Here is a 20,000-nt window from a genome sequence, read left to right as displayed (position 1 = left end):
ATGATCGCCATTATCGACTATGGCATGGGCAATCTGCACAGCGTCAGCAAGGCCGTTGAGCGCCTAGGCTATGAGGCGGTGATCACCTCCGACGAGCAGCAGATTATGGCTGCGGACGGTGCCATCCTGCCGGGCGTAGGCGCCTTCGGCGATGCGATGGAGCATCTGCGCGAATCGCAGCTGGACGGTGTGGTAAAGCGTTATGCGGAATCCGGCAAGCCGCTTCTCGGCATCTGCCTCGGCATGCAGCTTTTGTTCAGCCGCAGTGAGGAGCACGGCTCGCACGAAGGCTTGAACCTGCTGCCGGGCAGCGTGGTCCGCTTCCGCGGCAGCTACAAGGTGCCGCACATGGGCTGGAATCGGCTGCAATTAGTGCAGTCGAGCCCGTTATTCAAGGGCATCGAGCAAGGGCATGTCTACTTCGTGCACTCCTATCATGTTCAACCGGAGCAGCGGTCGGATCTGCTTGCGACGACGGATTATTATCAGCAGGTAACGGCCATCGTCGGACGGAATCAAATATACGGGATGCAGTTCCATCCCGAAAAGAGCGGCAGCATCGGCATGAAGCTGCTAGGTAATTTTCTCGAGCTGTGCAGGGTCAGCTGTTGATAGCAGCTTCCGACGAATGGGGATTGCGGCTGCACAGCCGAATCAATGAGTAAAGAAACGGGGAGGACGAACCGATGCTTGCCAAACGTATTATTCCTTGTCTCGACGTTAAGGATGGGCGGGTTGTCAAAGGTGTAAACTTCGTCAATCTGCGCGATGCGGGCGATCCGGTCGAGCTGGCGGCGATTTACGACCGGGAGGGTGCAGACGAGCTTGTGTTTCTCGACATCTCCGCGTCCGTCGAAGGGCGGGCGACGATGGTCGAGGTGGTTAAGAAAACCGCAGGCGAGATCACAATCCCGTTTACGGTAGGAGGCGGAATCTCCAGCGTGGATGACATGAAGCGGCTGCTCCGCGCAGGCGCAGACAAGATCGGCATCAACACAGCCGCCGTCAAGAATCCGCAGCTGATTTCCGACGGAGCGCGCCGTTACGGCTCTCAATGCATCGTTGTGGCAATCGACGCCCGGTTTAACGAGGCATGGGGAGAATGGGAAGTATACACCCATGGCGGGCGCAATGGCACGGGGATCAAGGCGCTGGAATGGGCGAAGCAGGCGGAGCAGCTCGGCGCAGGAGAAATTCTCCTGACCAGTATGGATGCCGACGGTACGAAGGACGGTTTTGACATCCCGTTAACCCGTGCCGTGTCCGAGCTGGTGAACATCCCGGTTATCGCTTCCGGCGGTGCGGGGACGAAGGACCATTTTTACGATGTGTTTGCAGAAGGCAAAGCGGACGCGGGATTGGCCGCGACGATTTTTCATTATAAAGAGCTTACAATCGATGAGGTTAAGAGCAACCTCAGACATAAAGGGGTCGAAGTGCGATGAGTAACGTGGACAATGAACAACAAGCCGGGCTTTCCTGGGAGGAGCTCTCGGCAGCGATCAAGTGGGATGCTCAAGGTCTAGTACCAGCGATCGTGCAGGATGCAGTAAGCAAGGATGTCCTTATGATGGCGTACATGAATGAGGAGTCGCTGAAGCTGACGCTGGAATCGGGAGAAACCTGGTTCTGGAGCCGCTCCCGCAGCGAGCTGTGGCACAAAGGTGCAACCTCCGGACACACGCAGCAGGTTCGTGCTCTGAAGTATGATTGTGACGGCGATACGCTGCTCGTCCAAGTCATTCAGAACGGTCCTGCTTGCCATACGGGGCGCTACAGCTGCTTCTATAATGAAGTTCCGGTCAAGGGCCAGGCTTCCGCAGAGCCTGCAACGGCTGCAAACGATCGTTTTGCCATGCTGTCCAAGCTGGAGTCCGTCATCGCTCAGCGCGAAGCGGAACGTCCGGAGGGCGCTTATACGACATACCTGTTCGAAAAAGGAATCGACAAAATATTGAAGAAAGTCGGCGAAGAAACCGCCGAGGTTATTATCGCAGCCAAAAACCGCGACAATGACGAGCTTCGTTATGAATCAAGCGACCTGATCTTCCACTTGATGGTTCTTCTTCGCGAAGCGAAGCTTCCGTTGGACGAAGTCATGAAAGAACTCGATAAAAGACATAAAAAATAACCGAAACCGCCGATAGAGCGCAGCGTACAACTAAGTAAGGTGATGTTTCCGCCTATGCCAGCTCGCTGCAGCCTCTTAACTGGTGCAATCCGCTATAGTACAAAAGGGCATGGAGCGCAAGACCGACCGTTCGACGAGAGGGCTTCCGTTTATGCCCTTGCTCTGTGTCTAACGAGGGAAAGCTTGGCAAACGGAAATAATCAATGCCCAAAACGCCCCTTATAATGGTAAAAAGCCCGCTGTTATGCACTTTATCCCCTTTTTTTCACGGAAATGCCTTTTTATAATTCGTTTGTTTTCATGTATACTGGGGTTGTGGACATTTTTATTGTATAATGACTGTTGATGTTATAGATGCATCGGAAAACAACCCACGAAAATTTACGTAAACATTCCATAGCGGAGGTAACCTGTAACCATGTATAGCGACAAATTGAAAATCTTTTCCGGATCATCCAACCCTAAGCTAGCCGAACGGATAAGTAACGAGCTGGGTGTTCCATTAGGCCAAGTCAAGCTTTCCCGATTCAAGTGCGGGGAAATTTACTGCTGCTTCGAAGAAACGATTCGGAACTGCCACGTGTTTTTGGTACAAACATTTTCTCATCCCATCAACGAGAACTTCATGGAGCTCCTGGTTATGATGGATGCAGCCAAGCGCGCGTCGGCAAAAACTATCAATCTTGTCATTCCATACTATGGTTATTCCCGCCAAGAGCGTAAAGCGGCTCCACGCGAACCGATTTCTGCGAAATTGGTTGCGGACCTGTTGAATGCGGCCGGTGCGGACCGTGTTATCACGATCGATCTGCATGCGCCTGCCATCCAAGGATTTTTCAACATTCCTGTTGATCATTTGACGGCGTTGGATCTGCTGAGCGCTCATATCAAGAAGAAGGAAATCGACGATCTGATCGTCGTATCTCCGGATGCGGGCGGTGTGACTAGAGCGGAGAATCTGGCGAACGTGCTGGAAGCCCCTATCGCTATGATGTTTAAAAAGCGCTATGCGCACAATGAAGCGGTCGTTACTCACGTAATCGGGGACGTAAAAGGCAAAACGCCGGTGATCTTCGAGGACTTGATCGATACCGGAACGACCATTGTCAATGTTGTCGAGGGCTTGAAGGAACGGGGAGCCAACGATGTCTACATCTGTGCGACGCACCCGGTATTCTCGGGACCTGCCCTGCAGCGTCTGGATCACCCGAACATTAAGGAAGTCGTGATTACAGACTCCATTGCGATTCCTGAAGATCATTCATCCCGATTCCAGGTGCTTTCTGTAGCCGGATTATTGTCCAATGCGATTCGAATTATAAAAGACGGCGGTTCCATCAGCTCCTTGTTCAAATACGGCGGAGTATAAGATGTAATCTACGTATGGGTATCATACTCTTTATGCTATACTTTTTGTATCAACTAACACTGGTTTCCTATGTGAATTCCAGTCGGAACCGGAGGTGCCTTATTTAATGGAAAAGAAAAAGCGTGCTAACCCGAGTCAGCATGAGAAAGTCATACCGATGAAAATGGATGCCACGTTCTTTTTCGAAAGAGCCGTTCAGTCTTTGGACCGATATCATTACGATAAGGCATTAAAGTATTTTCGTCGGGCTGCTGATTACGAACCGGAGAATCCGGTGAATCATTGCAATCTGGCGGGATTGCTTTCGGAGATGGGGAATTACGAGGAATCCAACCGCATTCTTCAGCACGTACTGGATCATATTGATCCGAGTATGACGGAATGTTACTTCTACATGGCCAACAATTATGCCAATATGGAGAATTATGAATCGGCGGAAAAGGCGATCATTCATTACCTCGAAAACGACCCTACAGGCCAGTTCCTCGAAGAGTCGGAGGAGATGATCGAGCTGCTCAGCTATGAGCTGGACCGTCCGACCAAGCTGACCTCGATCAAAAGCCGGGAAGGCATGTTCGAGCATGACCGGGCACGCAGTATGCTGGAAGAGGGCAAATTTGCGGAAGCGGTCCGTATTTTAGAGAAAATTATCAAGAAGCATCCGGATTTCATGGCTGCACGCAATAATCTGGCTTTGGCCTATTATTACATGGGGCATTTTGAAAAATCCGTTGATATGATACGCCAGGTGCTCGAGCTGGATCCGGGCAATCTGCACGGGTTGTGCAATCTGGCCATTTTCTACCAGCATTTCGGAGATAAGGAGAACTTATCCGAGCTGCTCGGCGTTCTGCGCAAAACGTATCCGTTCCATCAGGATCATGTGTTTAAGCTGGCCACAACGATGGGGATCTTGAGTGAGCACGAGACGGCTTACCGTCTGTTCAAGCGCTTGCTGAAGACGGGGGAGGCAGGACTTGATCCGTGTCTGTTCCACTATACGGCGGTGGCGGCTTATAATACCCAACGGTACGACGAGGCGGAGCGTCAATGGCGTCAGGCGGATAAGTTCGATCCCGGCTCCGAAATTCCGAAGTTTTATTTGAGCCAGCTGGAGAAGGCCCGCACTGAGCAGGTGAAGCCTTCGGTCAGCTATCACTACCATCTTCCTTTTGAAGAGCAGTTCCGTGGGCTGGAAAAGTCTACGGAGGGCTTGCCCGATCACTTGAAGCGGGATCCTTTGGTCCGTTCGTCCTTCTTCTGGGCGCTGCGTCATGGAGATACCGAGACGAAGCTGCAGGTCATTCAAGCCTTTGGCCTGATTGGCGACAGTGAGGTCAAGGAGGCGCTTCTGGATTTTATCCAGGAGCCGAAAGAGGACGATTACCTGAAAAAGGTAGCCATCTTCGTGCTGCGCAATATCGGGCTGCGTGAACCGGTCACAGCAGTCATCGACGGGAATCGGCTGACGATTCCTGCTTCGCCGTTCTCGCCGAATTTGCCGGTTTGGGAGCGGAAATGGCAGGAGGTTATGGATCGTGCCATGCAGGAGATGAACCGCAGGTATGATATGGTACAGCAGTACGATTTGCAAACATTATGGGTAGAATATCTATCGAGAGTTTACCCGAATGTGCCGAAAATAACGAAGAGCGAGGGCTGGGCGGCAGCGCTGGAATATTTGACGGCCAAAATGCACCGCCGCTCCATCTCTTTTCACGAGCTGTCGACTCGTTACCAGGTTACTCCGGCGACGATCAGCAAGAATGTCAAAATGATTGATGAGGCTTGCGGCATTCGCGAGAAGATGGAAGCGATCTTCCCGACGTTCTCAAGCTTTGATAATAAGGTGAAGTAACAAGCAACACGGATGGCGATGAAGAGGGAAACTTTAAGGAGGAACTGAACATGTACAAAGCAATAGTAATCGGAACCGGTCCTGCCGGGCTTACGGCAGCCATTTACTTGGCTCGTGCGAATTTGAATCCTTTGGTCATTGAAGGTCCGGAGCCGGGCGGACAATTGACAACGACTACGGAGGTTGAGAACTTCCCTGGTTTTCCTCAAGGCATTATGGGTCCTGAATTAATGGATAACATGCGCAAGCAGGCGGAACGCTTCGGAGCGGAATTTAAAACCGGCTGGGTGAATCAAGTGGATCTTTCGAAGCGTCCGTTCAAGCTTTCGGTTGAAGGCTTGGGAGATATCGAATCGGAAACGCTGATCATTTCCACCGGAGCTTCGGCGAAGCTGCTTGGCATTGAGAATGAGAAGGAAAGCATCGGCCGCGGCGTAAGCACTTGCGCAACCTGTGACGGCTTCTTCTTCCGCGGCAAAAAAATTATTGTTGTCGGCGGAGGAGACTCGGCCATGGAGGAAGCGAACTTCCTGACGAGGTTTGCAACCGAGGTTCGTCTGGTGCATCGCCGCAGCGAGCTTCGCGCTTCCAAAATCATGCAGGACCGCGCTCGCGCGAACTCCAAAGTGACGTGGAGCCTGAACAAAACTCCGCTCGGAGTCGTTATGGGTGAGAAGGGCGTTACCGGCTTGAGAGTGAAGGATAACGCGACAGGTAACGAAGAGGTTCTCGAAACCGACGGTATTTTCGTTGCGATCGGCCATAAGCCGAATACGGATTTCCTGGGCGGACAGATTACAACCGACGATCACGGCTACATAGTAGTGAAGCCAGGCACGACGCAGACAAATGTGGAAGGCGTTTTTGCTTGCGGCGATGTACAGGACAGCAAGTATCGCCAAGCGATCACCGCTGCCGGAAGCGGATGTATGGCCGCTCTTGAGTGTGAGAAGTTCTTGGAAGGACATGCCGTTCACGACTGGAGTCAATCGCTGTAATAATGGGGAAAACGTGGGACCGGGGTTCCGCGTTTTTTCATTTCGGCTTCTTGACCTGTGCAAGGGGTTGGCTTATAGTTGGAACAGGAAACAATACGCGATCAAAGTTTATGAGGTGACCAGGATAATGGGAGAGAAAGTGTACGTTGGAGTCGATCTGGGAGGAACAGCCATTAAGGTAGGGCTTTGCGACGAGAATGGGAAGCTGCTGCAAACCTTTGAAGGACCGACAGGAACGGAACATGGTGTCGACGTCGTATTGGAGAACATCGCACAGTATGTGCGCAAGCTTGTGGCGGATTCTCCATATGAATGGGATCAGGTTGCCGGGATCGGAGCAGGCATCGCCGGATTTATGGATATCCCGGAAGGCTTTATTAAGCTATCCCCCAACTTGGGCTGGCGTAACGTACCTATCAAAACAATTCTTGAAGAGAAACTCGGCAAAACCGTAAAAATCGACAATGACGCGAATGTAGCGGCATTGGGAGAAGCCTGGAGCGGCGCGGGAGCGGGCATTCCGAACCTCGTATGCTATACTCTTGGAACCGGTGTCGGCGGCGGCATCATCGTTAACGGCAGCATCGTCCAAGGGTTTAAGGGAATGGCCGGCGAATTGGGCCATATGATCGTCGTTCCCGATCTGGAAGCTATTCAATGCGGATGCGGGATGAAAGGCTGCTTGGAAACTGTATCTTCGGCGACGGGCATTATCCGTATGGCCAAAGAAGCGGTGGAACGCGGCGAGCACACCTCGCTTGCATTGGTAGAGAACATTATGGCGAAGGACGTCTTTGACGCGGCGAAATCCGGAGACGAGGTCTCACTGCGGATCATTAACCGTGCAGCCTATTATTTAGGCAAATCTATGGCGCTTGTGTCGGTCGTATTGAACCCGCAGAGGTTTATCGTCGGCGGCGGCGTATCGAAGGCCGGAGATATTCTGTTTGATGCCATTCGCAAGTATTTCAACGAATTTGCTCAGGAATCCGCCAAGGAGGGCGTCGAGATCGTCCCTGCAAGCCTGGGCAATGATGCCGGAGTGGTAGGAGCCGCCGGTTTGAATCTGCACTCCTAGTCGACGCGATTTGATATAAATAAAGATAGAAGAGTTTTGCTTGTTTTAAGAGCTTGTTTCGTTAAAACAGCTCGGGCTCTAGGCGGCACGCCGACGGGAATCCGGGCTCTGGAGGTGGAAAGTCGCATGGAAGAAATGCATACCTTAGGCAAACTCGTGATTATTACCGGAATGTCAGGTGCCGGCAAAACCATTGCCGTGCAAAGCTTGGAGGACTTGGGCTTTTTCTGCGTGGATAATCTTCCCCCCGTACTCATACCTAAATTTGCCGAATTGATTGAACAATCCAAAGGCCGTATCGGCAAAGTAGCTCTAGTTATTGACCTTCGGGGAAGGGAATTCTTCACTTCCCTGTCGGAATCGTTACGTTATATTAAGGAGAACCATACGCTGACGTATGAGATTCTGTTTCTTGATGCGACGGATTCCGTCCTGGTACAGCGGTACAAGGAAAGCCGGCGGAAGCATCCGCTGGCGCCTGCAGGCGCGCCTCTGGAAGGCATTGTACAGGAGCGCAAGCTTCTGGAGGAACTCAAGGGCATGGCGACCCAGGTGATCGATACGAGCAGTCTGAAGCCTGCGCAGCTGAAGGAGCGGATCGTGTCGCGGTTCACGAATCTGGAATCGAACGGTATCTCGATCAATGTGATTTCCTTCGGCTTCAAATACGGGGTTCCTATCGATGCGGATCTTATCTTCGACGTCAGGTTCCTTCCTAACCCGCATTATGTGGAGACACTCCGGCCTAATACAGGCCAAGATCCGGAAGTATACGACTATGTCATGAAATGGAACGAGACGCAGGAATTTCTCAGCAAGCTTCTCGATATGCTGAACTTTCTTGTTCCCCAGTACAAGAAGGAAGGCAAAAGTCAGGTTGTCGTAGGCATCGGTTGTACAGGGGGCAAGCACCGTTCCGTTGCTATTGCTGAATATCTGGGTAAAGTGATGGGGAACAGCGAGACGGAGACGGTACGGGTCAGCCACCGGGACTCCGAGCGTGACCGGGTTGAGGTGAAGAAATGACGGATACCCGTCTTGAGAGTGCGCGCCCTAAAATCGTTGTCATAGGGGGAGGCACTGGCCTATCGGTAATGCTCCGCGGCTTGAAGGAGAAGCCGATGGATATTACGGCGATCGTGACTGTAGCGGATGACGGAGGGAGCTCCGGCATCCTCAGGTCCGAGCTGGAAATGGTGCCCCCAGGTGATATCCGCAACGTATTGACGGCATTGGCCGATGTAGAGCCCCTGCTCGGCAACATGCTGGAATACCGCTTTGAGAAAGGTCAAGGATTAGCCGGCCATAGTTTGGGCAATCTAATCTTGGCAGCGATGCGAGATATTACCGGTGATTTCGTTACCGGAGTACGCGAGCTAAGCCGTGTATTTGCCGTTCGCGGGCGCGTCCTTCCCGCTGCCAATGATCCCATTGTATTGAAGGCGGAGATGACCGATGGAACGGTCGTCGTGGGAGAGTCCAAGATCCCGAAGGCCGGCAAGGTGATCAAGCGCGTCTTTATCGAGCCTTCCGATGTGCCCCCGCTGGATGAAGCGGTTGATGCGCTCAAGCAGGCCGATGCCATTCTTGTTGGTCCCGGCAGCCTGTACACGAGCATTATGCCAAACCTGCTTGTACCAGAAATCACACGCACGATTGTAGAATCCAAGGCGCTGAAAATGTTTATTTGCAATGTTATGACCCAGCCCGGAGAAACCGATAATTATACGGTCAGCGACCATTTGAAAGCCGTATACCACCATGTCGGACATCACTTGTTCGATTATGTTATCGTCAATAACGGAGAAATCCCCGCCCAAGTACAAAGCAGATATGCCGAAAAGGGAGCCAAGGTCGTTCCGTTGGACCTCGAAGAGGTCACGAAAAACGGGTACAAGGTAATCGGCGACCAGCTTGTTCTATTCCGGACCTATCTGCGCCATGATGCCGTCAAATTAAGTCATCACATATATCAACTGGTGGAGAGCTGGATGCACAAGAAGAGGTGATTTGCCATGTCCTTCGCCGCACAAACGAAAAAAGAACTGACGATGATCCAGTCCGATGCCTGCTGTGAGACGGCTGAGCTGTCCGCGCTTATCCGAATGAACGGGTCCGTTCAGCTGACCAATCAGCGTATCGTTCTGGATGTTTCAACCGAGAATGCGGCTATTGCACGTCGTATGTACACGCTGTTGAAGAAGGAATTCAATGTCCATACCGAGCTGTTGGTACGTAAAAAAATGCGGTTGAAAAAAAATAACGTCTACATTGTCCGTGTACCGAATCAGGTGCAGGAGATTTTGTCCAGATTGCAGATCGTATCCGAAGGGTTTCTATTTACACCCGGTATCGCAGAGGATATTATCAAGGAGGATTGCTGCAAGCGCGCCTATTTGCGCGGAGCCTTCCTTGCCGGCGGATCGGTCAACAATCCCGAGGGTTCTTCCTATCACCTGGAGATTTCCTCCATGTATGAGGAGCACTGTCAAGCGTTGTGCCGGCTGGCCAACGAATTTGATTTGAACGCCCGCTGCATCGAGAGGAAGAAGGGCTTTGTATTTTACATCAAAGAAGGCGAGAAAATTATCGAGTTTCTCAATTTGATCGGCGCGCATCAGGCGCTGCTGCGGTTTGAGGATGTGCGTATTATGAAGGATATGCGCAATTCGGTCAATCGGCTAGTCAACTGCGAGACGGCGAATCTGAATAAAACGATCGGCGCGGCCGTAAGGCAAATCGATAATATACGTCTGCTTCAAAAGGAAATCGGCCTGGAGAATCTGCCTGAGAAGCTTCGCGAGGTTGCGGAGATCCGTCTCATGCATCCGGACATGAATTTGAAAGAAGTCGGCGACCTGCTAAAAGGCAATGTCAGCAAGTCCGGCGTCAATCACCGTCTACGGAAAATTGATGAGCTAGCGGAAAAAATTCGTAAATCATAGCACTTTACGGAAAATATAGATTTTTTGTGTTATTTTACGATACGCCTAGTGTATCGGATGGATAAATGGTATAATATTTGAAAAATCGCTTTTTCATGGTCATTCATCTGGATGGTCATTTGTTATTAAGAAGTAGGGGGTATGGGTTGGAATGTCGAAACGCCCAGTAGTCGTAAAGTTGAAAACTGGCCTTCATGCCAGACCAGCGGCACTATTTGTGCAGGAAGCTAACAAGTTTTCTTCGGAGATCTTCGTCGAGAAGGACGAGAAGAAAGTCAATGCCAAGAGTATCATGGGCATAATGAGCTTGGCTATCAGCACAGGTACGGAAGTGTACATTAGTGCAGAAGGTTCGGACGCCGAGCAGGCTGTAAACGCTTTAGTTGCTTTGGTCAGCAAAGAGGAACTGGAGAATCAATAACAACCGCCACAGGCTTCCGTTAAGGAAGCTTTTTCACCACTTGGGAAGGTTTTAAGTGTTCGCTTAAGCGCCCGATCGGCGCAGCAAAGAGCATATCTTACTGGCGATAACCTGCTGCTATACGCAGTCGCCCATGCTGAGAATTCGGGTAATGAGATTACGTTACCGGATGGAAGACAATGGGTGGTATGGGATGCACAGAAAAGCGCAACCTTTTCTTGAGCGGAGCGTCTATAATGACGTGTCTTCTGCAGAAAAGGTTTTTTGCTGTTCTTATTTTTATATTTTTATTTTTAGAAGGAGTAAGAGAGATGAAACAGATGAAAAGAGAAATGTCTCTGATGATGATCATCACCTTGTTGTTCACCGTCCTCTTCTCTCCGTTGGCTTCGGCACAGAGCGTAGCGTCGACTTCGACCTACATTTTGCTCTATGTCGATAAAGCGGAGGCGTTTTTGAACGGGAAACAGGTAACGTTAGACTCCCCAGCTACGATCATCAAAGACAAAATGTTTGTGCCTGCCAAGTTCCTGGGGGATGCAATGGGTCTGAAGGTGGAATGGAACGACAAGTCACGTCAGATTGAAATGGCAACACCAGGCTTCAACATCGTGCTTGACAGCGACCGTAAAGCTGTATGGATCAATGGCGTGATGGAGCCGTTTGACTCCGTAGCCGCGATCAGTCCGGAAGGGCGTTTGCTGATCAAGCTGACTTGGCTGGCCGACTACATGGGTGCCCGCTATACGTACAATGACGAATTGAGACGTGTAGAGATCATCCATACGAAAACTCCGGCTGGGATTTATATTCCGAACTCGGGGAATTCGAAGCCTGTAGCGAAATTCGCCTTTGCAAAAGACACCTACCGGATCGGCGAACCGGTGAAATACGTGGATCTCAGCTATGATCCGGATGCAGAAGGAATCGCAAAATATGAATGGACCGGCAATAACGAAGCTTTCTTCACGCCGGGGACGTATCCGATTACTCTGACTGTATGGGACGCTCATGGGAACAAAAGTGAGCCTTATACCCGAAACATAACGATAAGCAGTGAAACGTACTTAAGCGCAGTAGAATACCCTATCTACACCAAGCCTCCGGGCGGCTTCATCAAAACGGATTGGACCACGCTGTGGGGGAATTTCTGGAATTTGCCGCAGCTGCCCAAGCAGGTCACCGCGGATTCCACCAGAAAGCTTCTGGTGAGTGATAGTCCGGAGGAATTCACGGAAAAAGGTATTTTGTATCAAGACACCGTGAACGGAAAAGGAAGGCTGTATGCCGACCACGTGAATGGAACGAAGGAAAAGGTGACTATGGCTATTCTGGCCAAGAATACGTCGAACAAGCCGGTCACTATCAAGACGACCAACAAAGGCGAGGTATGGCCTTCTGTGTATGCGAATTTGATCGGTAACGAAGCGTCGGTTGAATTCTTGATGAAAGACCCCCGTAATGAAGAGATGGTCATTCCGGCCAATCAGACCTTGATTTACTCGCAGATGCCGGAATTCTACCCGGGTCAAGGTGTGAACTTGTTCTATGATGTTGAAACGGACGGAGAAATCCAATTCTCCTTCGTCGCGACAGACCGGATTGCACAAAATACGTTGACACAGCTTCCGCTTCTGCCGTTCACTGGTCATGTTCGCGGCTCGTTCCCGGTATCGGAAGTGACCTGGAATATTAACGCAAGCTCGTTCACTACGCCATCGCGGCTTATTATCGGTGACGGTGAGACGGATCCGTTCCAGCCGGGCTATGACCCGATGAGAAAGCAGAATGTGAAGAACGAAGGCAACTACGGCGTGGTATATAAGATTCATTCCGATAAGCCGCGCAAAATGGCCATTATGATTCTGGCGTACGGCGGCGTATTTAAAGGCCCGTTCAAAATTAATGGCGAGATGCAGCTCGTGCCGCAATCCGGCGTGTTGACTGCATTCGACGGCATGCAAATTCTGGCTAAGACGACAGGCAAGGAACCATCGCTGGATATTGAGTTTACACCTCCAGCAGGCTCGGCATTCCCCATCGATCTCATCTTCTATCCTTTAGATGATAAAGAGTAATACAAACACACAAAAAAGTTCCGGTACTGCCTGACGGCAGCGGCCGGAACTTTTTTGTGTGGTTATACGCGTTCGATTACTTTATCGATCAAGCCATATGCTGCGGCTTCTTCAGCGTACATGAAGTTGTCGCGGTCAGTATCCTTCTCGATTTTCTCGAATGGCTGACCGGTACGCTCAGCCAAGATGTGATTCAGCTTGTCGCGCATTTTCAGGATGCGCTTAGCACGAATCTCGATATCGCTTGCTTGTCCTTCCGCTCCGCCCAGAGGCTGGTGAATCATCACTTCGCTGTTAGGCAGCGCAAAGCGTTTGCCTTTGGCGCCTGCCGCAAGCAGGAACGCTCCCATGGACGCGGCCATACCGACGCAGATCGTCGACACGTCCGGTTTAATAAACTGCATCGTATCGTAGATGGCCATCCCGGCTGTGATGGAACCGCCAGGGCTGTTAATGTACAAGTGAATGTCTTTATCCGGATCCTGCGCGGCCAAGAACAACAGTTGGGCAATAATCGCATTGGCCACAACGTCGTTTACCGGAGTTCCCAGAAAAATAATGCGATCCTTCAGCAAACGGGAGTAAATGTCATAAGCGCGCTCTCCTCTTGCATCCGGTTCAACGACCATTGGAATGAAACTCATATGCTGCAGCCTCCTTAAGGATCATATATGGTAACACTATAACCATCATAGCGTAAAAACAAACAAAGGTCAAGAAAGGTCAAACAACACCTGCAAAAAAACCTCCAACCTGCATAGCTGCCAGGTATAGAGGCTTGATCTTCGTAAAGTAAAGTGGCGCGCCCGTAAGGAATCGAACCTTAATCTCAGGCTCCGGAGGCCTACGTCATATCCATTGGACCACGGGCGCATAATAGATTGTCTAACAAAAAGTGAAGCAAGAGTTATTATATGATACCGGGCGCAAAAAAGCAACCCTCTGATTAAAATTGGCATTGGGTACATAGCGGTGAAAAAAGATTCCGGATTCAGAGGTCAGATGTTTCAAGGATAGAACTATTTTTTTGTCCATTTTGTGAGTTTTAGTTGAAAATGGTTTTCAGATTTTATATAATGAACTTAGCTAAGTGAAAGCTTAGTTGTTTTTTTGAAGTCTGTGGGACTTAAAATGTAGTACTGGGACGAAAAAAGTCCAATAGCCAGCGGGAGTGTGTTTTATGAGAGAGTTACTCGATATTCAAAAGCAGCTTCTGCCGGACTTGCTGGACACCTTGAAAGAACGGTATACCATCCTGCACCATATCATGGTATCCGGTATCGTAGGCCGCAGAACGCTTGCGGCGTCGCTGAACAAGACGGAGCGTATCCTTCGGGCCGAGGTCGATTTTCTGAAGGCGCAGGGATTGCTGAATGTCGATGCCTCGGGCATGAAAATCAGCGAAGCCGGAAGACAGCTTCTGGAGAAAATTGAGCCGCTCGTAAAAGATTTGTTCGGCTTAACGGAGCTTGAAGAACGAATTCGCGCGCACTTTGGGCTGAAGCAGGTCGTTGTCGTGCCCGGAGATTCGGACACTTCTCCTCATACGAAGAAGGAGCTGGGGCGCGCCGGAGCTGCCGTACTCAGCAAGTACGTATCCAAGGATGAAGTGATTGCCGTAACCGGAGGCTCTACGATGGCAGAGGTCGCCTATCATTTGTCCTCCTCCACCTCGCTTAAGGGCAGCTGGTTCGTACCGGCCCGAGGCGGACTTGGAGAAAGCATGGATGTTCAGGCGAACACAATCGCTTCGACGATGGCCAAGAAGACGGGCGCCAAGTACCGGCTGCTTCATGTGCCTTATCATCTGGGCGAGGAAGCTTATCAAACCTTGATGCAGGACAGCAACATCCTGGAGATTATCCAGTTTATCCGCAAAGCCCGTATCGTTATTCATGGAATGGGTGACGCTATGGTGATGGCCAGACGGCGGAAGGTTGATGAGGCTACCACAGCAAGCTTGCGGAACGACGGCGCGTTGGCGGAGGCGTTCGGTTATTATTTTGACCGGGACGGCAAAATCCTGCACAATATGCCGACCGTAGGATTGAGAATCGAAGATATTCAAGAAATGGACTGCGTGATCGGCGTAGCCGGAGGCAAGAGCAAGGGCGAAGCGATCGCGGCGGTGCTGCGGTTCGGGAGAGAAGATATTGTCGTCATTGACGAAGCGGCAGCACAGGTCATAGTTCAGACTTTGCCATCATGACAGGTTATCCTGTCTTGACATAAATCCAAATGACTAATAATTAGGAGGCTATCTCACATGGCAACTAAAGTAGGTATTAACGGTTTTGGACGTATTGGTCGTAACGTATTCCGCGCAGCATTCAACAACCCTGAAGTAGAAGTTGTAGCTATCAACGACTTGACTGATGTTAAAACTTTGGCTCACCTGTTGAAGTATGACACAACTCACGGTAAATTCGCAGGCACTGTTGAAGCAACAGAAGGCGCTTTGATCGTTAACGGCAAAACAGTAAAAGTATTTGCTGAGCGTAACCCAGAGAACCTGCCTTGGGCTGCTAACGGCGTTGAGATCGTTGTTGAATCCACAGGTATTTTCACAGCGAAAGAAAAAGCTTCCCTTCACTTGAAAGGCGGCGCTAAGAAAGTTATCATCTCCGCTCCTGCAACAGACGAAGATATCACTATCGTTCTTGGCGTTAACGAAGATAAATACGATCCAGCTAGTCACACTATCATCTCCAACGCTTCTTGCACAACCAACTGCTTGGCTCCATTCGCTAAAGTGTTGAACGACAAATTCGGTATCGTTAAAGGTATGATGACAACGATTCACTCCTACACTAACGACCAATCCGTATTGGATCTTCCGCATAAAGATCTTCGTCGTGCTCGTGCAGCGGCTGAGAACATCATTCCTTCCACTACAGGTGCAGCTAAAGCCGTTTCCTTGGTGCTTCCTGAGTTGAAAGGCAAATTGAACGGTATGGCATTCCGCGTTCCTACTCCTAACGTTTCCGTAACTGACCTGGTTGCTGAATTGAAAGTGAACGTAACGGTTGACGAAGTAAACGCAGCATTGCAAGAAGCAGCTAACGGTCCTTTGAAAGGAATCTTGAACTACTCCGCTGAGCCGCTTGTATCGAGCGACTACAACGGTGACCCAGCTTCCTCCACCATCGACGCTTTGTCGACTATGGTAGTTGGCGACAACCTGGTTAAAGTGGTTTCCTGGTACGACAACGAGTGGGGCTACTCCAACCGTGTAGTTGACTTGGTATCCTTCATCGCAAAAAAAGGTCTGTAATTTAGATCAACCAACTGTGGTTATGAACTGAACGGGTTATAAAACGCTTCGCTCTATTATGCAAAGGGGATGTACTTTCAGGTGCTGTTGAGAGGGTATTCTTTTGATTGGACTTCATAGCGGTATGAATAGAATCTCAAAGGAACCACGCTGGCGCTCTTGTAGTACATCCTCTATTGTTTTATAGGCGGGACGTTTGTAACGGAGTCAGGCAGAACCACATTTTTTATGTTTGGATAGGTCCAGTCGCAATGGTAAAATATAGAGGAGGCGCGGGAGAATAATGAACAAAAAAAGCGTTCGTGACGTAGAAGTAAAAGGCAAAAAAGTATTTGTACGGGTAGATTTCAACGTGCCGTTGGAAAACGGAAAAATCACTGACGATACGCGGATTCGCGAAACGGTTCCTACGATTCAATATTTGACGGAAAGAGGCGCTAAAGTTATTTTGGCGAGCCACTTGGGCCGTCCGAAGGGACAAGTTGTGGAAGAGCTTCGCTTGACTCCGGCTGCTGTCCGTCTGGCTGAGCTGTTGGGCAAACCGGTTGCTAAAGCGGACGAAGCTATCGGCGATGCGGTAAAAGCACAAGTAGCGGCTTTGAACGAAGGCGACGTATTGCTGCTGGAGAACGTACGTTTCTATGCTGGTGAAGAAAAGAACGATCCGGAATTGGCCAAAGCGTTCGCTGAGCTTGCAGACTTGTACGTGAACGATGCCTTCGGCGCAGCTCACCGTGCTCATGCTTCTACAGAAGGTATCGCGCATCATTTGCCTGCGGTTTCCGGTCTGTTGATGGAGAAAGAGCTGGATGTATTGGGTAAAGCGTTGAACAATCCGGAGCGTCCTTTCACAGCTATCGTTGGCGGCGCGAAGGTTAAAGATAAGATCGATGTTATCAACAACCTGCTGAACATCGCAGACAACATCATCATCGGCGGCGGCTTGTCCTACACGTTCTTGAAAGCTCTAGGCCACGAGATCGGCAAATCGTTAGTAGACAACGAGAAAATCGACCTGGCGCTAAGCTTCATTAACAAAGCGAAGGAAAAAGGCGTGAACTTCCTGCTTCCGGAAGACATCATTGTAACCGACGATTTCAGCCCTACGGCGAATACGAAGGCTGTTGCCATCAGCGGAATTCCTGCGGATTGGGAAGGTATCGACATCGGACCGAAAACCCGCGAGAAATATGCCAAAACGATTGCGGAATCCAAGCTGGTTGTATGGAACGGGCCTATGGGCGTATTCGAAATCGAGCCATTCTCCCACGGTACTCGTGCGGTTGCAGAAGCTTGCGCTGCTACTTCCGCCTATACGGTAATCGGCGGCGGCGACTCCGCAGCAGCAGTTGAGAAGTTCCATCTTGCTGACAAAATGGACCATATCTCCACAGGCGGCGGCGCTTCCCTCGAGTTCATGGAAGGTAAAGCTCTTCCAGGCGTTGTAGCTTTGAACGATAAATAAGACATTTCACATAGACCGGTGAATGACCGGCCTGCTTGAGGCAGGTCCGGTTACTCGCCGGAAATCTACCTACAAGGAGTGACGAAAATGCGTAAACCGATCATTGCCGGTAACTGGAAAATGTTCAAAACCGTTAGCGAAGCGGTAGCTTTCGTTAACGAAGTCAAAGGCAAAGCCGAAGTAGACGGCGTGGAGAGCGTCATCTGCGCTCCATTCACCAACCTGCCTGCCCTGGTTGAGGCTGTAAAAGGAACGACGCTGAAAGTTGGCGCGCAAAACCTTCATTTTGAAGACAGCGGCGCGTTCACAGGTGAAATCAGCGGTGTGATGCTGAAGGACCTTGGCGTAGACTACGTGATCATCGGACACTCTGAGCGCCGCGCTTATTTTGCGGAAACAGACGAAATCGTGAACAAAAAAGTACAAGCGGCCTTCAAGCATGGCTTGACTCCAATTCTCTGCGTAGGTGAGAAGCTCGAAGAGCGCGAAGCAGGTCAAACGAAGGATGTTTGCAAAGTGCAAACGGAAGCGGCTTTTGCTGGCCTGAGCGCAGAGCAAGCAGCTCAAGTTGTTATCGCATACGAGCCAATCTGGGCAATCGGAACGGGCAAATCCTCCACAGCTGCGGACGCTAACGAAGTTATCAGCTATATCCGCGAATTGGTGGCAGGCTTGTACGGCCAAGCGACAGCGGATGCGGTTCGTATTCAATACGGCGGCAGCGTGAAGCCTAACAACATCAGCGAATATATGCAAGAGTCCGACATCGACGGCGCTCTCGTAGGCGGAGCGAGCTTGGAGCCGGCTTCCTACATCGCACTCGTCGAGGGGGCGAAGTAAGATGTCCAGACCGAAACCGGTAGCACTGATTATACTTGACGGCTTCGGCCTTCGCGGCGAAGTGATGGGCAATGCCGTTGCTCAAGCGAAAAAGCCGAACTACGACCGTTACTGGACGGAATACCCTCATACAACTTTGACCGCTTGCGGCGAAGCCGTAGGGCTTCCTGAGGGACAAATGGGCAACTCCGAGGTGGGCCATTTGAACATCGGCGCAGGCCGTATCGTGTATCAGGACTTGACTCGGATCTCCAAATCGATTCGCGACGGCGAGTTCTTCGAGAACGAGACGATCCTGGACGCTATTAAGAGTGCGAAGCAAAATGGCAAAAAGCTGCATCTGTACGGCCTGCTGTCGGACGGCGGCGTGCACAGTCACATTGCTCACTTGTTCGCTTTGCTGGAAGTTTGCAAAAAGGAACAGTTCGAAGAAGTGTACATTCATGCCTTCCTGGACGGCCGCGACGTGGCTCCGGACAGCGCTAAAATGTACATGGAGAAATTGCAGTCCAAAATCAGCGAGCTTGGCGTAGGTAAAATCGCTACGGTGCAAGGCCGCTACTATGCGATGGACCGCGACAAACGGTGGGAGCGTACGGAGAAATCCTATCGCGCGATGGTATACGGCGAAGGCCCAACCTATACGGATCCGATGAAAGCGATCGTCGAATCGTACGAGAAATCGGTATTCGACGAATTTGTGATGCCAACCGTTATTGTGAAGGCCGACGGAACTCCTGTTGGATTGGTTGAATCGGGCGATTCCGTTATCTTCTTCAACTTCCGTCCGGACCGCGCCATTCAGCTGTCTCAAGTGTTCACGAACAGCGATTTCCGCGGCTTCGATCGCGGGCCCAAATGCCCTTCGAATCTGCACTATGTCTGCTTGACGCTGTTCAGCGAGAGCGTAGACGGATTCGTTGCTTACAAGCCTAAGAACCTGGATAACACGCTAGGTGAGGTGTTGGCGCAAAACAACCTGAAGCAGCTGCGTACGGCAGAGACGGAGAAATACCCGCACGTAACGTTCTTCTTCAGCGGCGGACGCGATGTAGAGCTTCCGGGTGAAACCCGCGTCTTGATCAACTCTCCGAAAGTAGCGACGTATGATCTGCAGCCGGAGATGAGCGCTTATGAGCTGGCCGAGTCGACGGTGAAGGAGATCGAAGCGGGACGCCATGATGTCATCATCCTGAACTTCGCGAATCCGGACATGGTAGGCCACTCCGGTTTGCTTGAGCCGACGGTCAAAGCGATTGAAGCTACGGACGAATGCTTGGGTAAAGTCGTTGAAGCGATCCTTGCACAAGGCGGCGTAGCCTTGATTACAGCGGACCACGGAAATGCCGATGTGGTGACGAATCCGGACGGCAGCCGCAACACGGCGCATACGACCAATCCGGTACCTTTTATTGTGACCGACAAACATGTTACACTAAGAAATGGTGGCATTTTGGCGGATATCGCCCCTACGGTGCTGAAGCTTCTCGGAGTACAGCAGCCTCAGGAAATGACCGGTCAAGCTTTAATTCAATAACCATCT

The 20,000-nt window shown here is 50.8% G+C and carries 18 protein-coding genes and 1 tRNA gene; 17 read left to right on the top strand and 2 right to left on the bottom strand.

Annotated features, from left to right (window positions below):
• The 12 genes from hisH (at window position 1) to GGC63_RS18055 (ending at window position 12,878) form a co-directional block, all read left to right on the top strand.
• Window positions 1–612: an imidazole glycerol phosphate synthase subunit HisH gene (hisH, locus tag GGC63_RS18110; protein WP_192703462.1), complete on the top strand. Its 612-nt coding sequence runs from the start codon at window positions 1–3 to the stop codon at window positions 610–612.
• A 74-nt stretch (window positions 613–686) separates the two neighbouring features.
• Window positions 687–1,445: an imidazole glycerol phosphate synthase subunit HisF gene (gene hisF / locus GGC63_RS18105; RefSeq protein WP_192703461.1), complete on the top strand. Its 759-nt coding sequence runs from the start codon at window positions 687–689 to the stop codon at window positions 1,443–1,445.
• On the top strand, window positions 1,442–2,131 hold the full coding sequence (gene hisIE, locus GGC63_RS18100; protein WP_079914638.1) for a bifunctional phosphoribosyl-AMP cyclohydrolase/phosphoribosyl-ATP diphosphatase HisIE: 690 nt from the start codon (window positions 1,442–1,444) through the stop codon (window positions 2,129–2,131). Before hisF ends, hisIE begins: the two co-directional genes overlap by 4 nt.
• 418 nt (window positions 2,132–2,549) lie before the next feature.
• Window positions 2,550–3,500: a ribose-phosphate diphosphokinase gene (locus GGC63_RS18095; RefSeq protein ID WP_192703460.1), complete on the top strand. Its 951-nt coding sequence runs from the start codon at window positions 2,550–2,552 to the stop codon at window positions 3,498–3,500.
• Window positions 3,501–3,606: 106 nt separating this feature from the next.
• A complete protein-coding gene (locus GGC63_RS18090; RefSeq protein ID WP_079914640.1) occupies window positions 3,607–5,358 on the top strand; it encodes a tetratricopeptide repeat protein in 1,752 nt (583 codons plus the stop codon).
• A 50-nt stretch (window positions 5,359–5,408) separates the two neighbouring features.
• On the top strand, window positions 5,409–6,356 hold the full coding sequence (gene trxB / locus GGC63_RS18085) for a thioredoxin-disulfide reductase (protein WP_192703459.1): 948 nt from the start codon (window positions 5,409–5,411) through the stop codon (window positions 6,354–6,356).
• A 127-nt stretch (window positions 6,357–6,483) separates the two neighbouring features.
• Complete coding sequence (locus GGC63_RS18080; RefSeq protein WP_192703458.1) at window positions 6,484–7,434, top strand: ROK family glucokinase; 951 nt, start codon at window positions 6,484–6,486, stop codon at window positions 7,432–7,434.
• Window positions 7,435–7,560: 126 nt separating this feature from the next.
• Entirely contained in the window at window positions 7,561–8,460 is a 900-nt protein-coding gene (rapZ, locus tag GGC63_RS18075) for an RNase adapter RapZ (protein ID WP_079914643.1), read from the top strand.
• Window positions 8,457–9,443 carry a gluconeogenesis factor YvcK family protein gene (locus GGC63_RS18070; RefSeq protein WP_192703457.1) on the top strand — a complete coding sequence of 329 codons (987 nt, stop codon included), beginning with the start codon at window positions 8,457–8,459 and terminating at the stop codon, window positions 9,441–9,443. Before rapZ ends, GGC63_RS18070 begins: the two co-directional genes overlap by 4 nt.
• A gap of 6 nt (window positions 9,444–9,449) precedes the next feature.
• Window positions 9,450–10,379, top strand: coding sequence for a DNA-binding protein WhiA (gene whiA, locus GGC63_RS18065; protein ID WP_079914645.1), 930 nt, complete (start codon window positions 9,450–9,452; stop codon window positions 10,377–10,379).
• Window positions 10,380–10,530: 151 nt separating this feature from the next.
• Entirely contained in the window at window positions 10,531–10,800 is a 270-nt protein-coding gene (locus tag GGC63_RS18060) for an HPr family phosphocarrier protein (protein WP_028548982.1), read from the top strand.
• A gap of 311 nt (window positions 10,801–11,111) precedes the next feature.
• Window positions 11,112–12,878, top strand: coding sequence for a stalk domain-containing protein (locus GGC63_RS18055; RefSeq protein ID WP_192703456.1), 1,767 nt, complete (start codon window positions 11,112–11,114; stop codon window positions 12,876–12,878).
• A 62-nt stretch (window positions 12,879–12,940) separates the two neighbouring features.
• Here GGC63_RS18055 and clpP read toward each other — a convergent pair whose 3' ends face one another.
• Together clpP and GGC63_RS18045 are read right to left on the bottom strand one after the other, a co-directional pair.
• On the bottom strand, window positions 12,941–13,522 hold the full coding sequence (clpP, locus tag GGC63_RS18050) for an ATP-dependent Clp endopeptidase proteolytic subunit ClpP (protein ID WP_079914648.1): 582 nt from the start codon (window positions 13,520–13,522) through the stop codon (window positions 12,941–12,943).
• Between the two features lie 154 nt (window positions 13,523–13,676).
• Window positions 13,677–13,751, bottom strand: a tRNA-Arg gene (locus GGC63_RS18045).
• 307 nt (window positions 13,752–14,058) lie between these two features.
• On the opposite strand from GGC63_RS18045, the gene GGC63_RS18040 reads away from it, so the two are divergent.
• From GGC63_RS18040 to gpmI, 5 genes are all read left to right on the top strand, one after another.
• Window positions 14,059–15,087: a sugar-binding transcriptional regulator gene (locus tag GGC63_RS18040; RefSeq protein ID WP_079914649.1), complete on the top strand. Its 1,029-nt coding sequence runs from the start codon at window positions 14,059–14,061 to the stop codon at window positions 15,085–15,087.
• 57 nt (window positions 15,088–15,144) lie between these two features.
• Entirely contained in the window at window positions 15,145–16,152 is a 1,008-nt protein-coding gene (gene gap, locus GGC63_RS18035; RefSeq protein WP_079914650.1) for a type I glyceraldehyde-3-phosphate dehydrogenase, read from the top strand.
• Between the two features lie 283 nt (window positions 16,153–16,435).
• Window positions 16,436–17,617: a phosphoglycerate kinase gene (locus GGC63_RS18030; protein WP_192703455.1), complete on the top strand. Its 1,182-nt coding sequence runs from the start codon at window positions 16,436–16,438 to the stop codon at window positions 17,615–17,617.
• Window positions 17,618–17,704: 87 nt separating this feature from the next.
• Window positions 17,705–18,457, top strand: coding sequence for a triose-phosphate isomerase (gene tpiA / locus GGC63_RS18025; protein ID WP_192703454.1), 753 nt, complete (start codon window positions 17,705–17,707; stop codon window positions 18,455–18,457).
• Window position 18,458: 1 nt separating this feature from the next.
• Window positions 18,459–19,994, top strand: a complete 1,536-nt coding sequence (gpmI, locus tag GGC63_RS18020) for a 2,3-bisphosphoglycerate-independent phosphoglycerate mutase (protein ID WP_192703453.1) — start codon at window positions 18,459–18,461, stop codon at window positions 19,992–19,994.
• Window positions 19,995–20,000 lie beyond the last annotated feature (6 nt).

It is taken from the genome of Paenibacillus sp. OAS669 (assembly GCF_014873645.1).
In the GTDB taxonomy this organism is placed as follows: Bacteria; Bacillota; Bacilli; order Paenibacillales; family NBRC-103111; genus Paenibacillus_S; species Paenibacillus_S vulneris.
The sequence above is the reverse complement of the archived record's forward strand: the minus strand, read 5'-3'. Positions and strand labels throughout refer to the sequence as shown.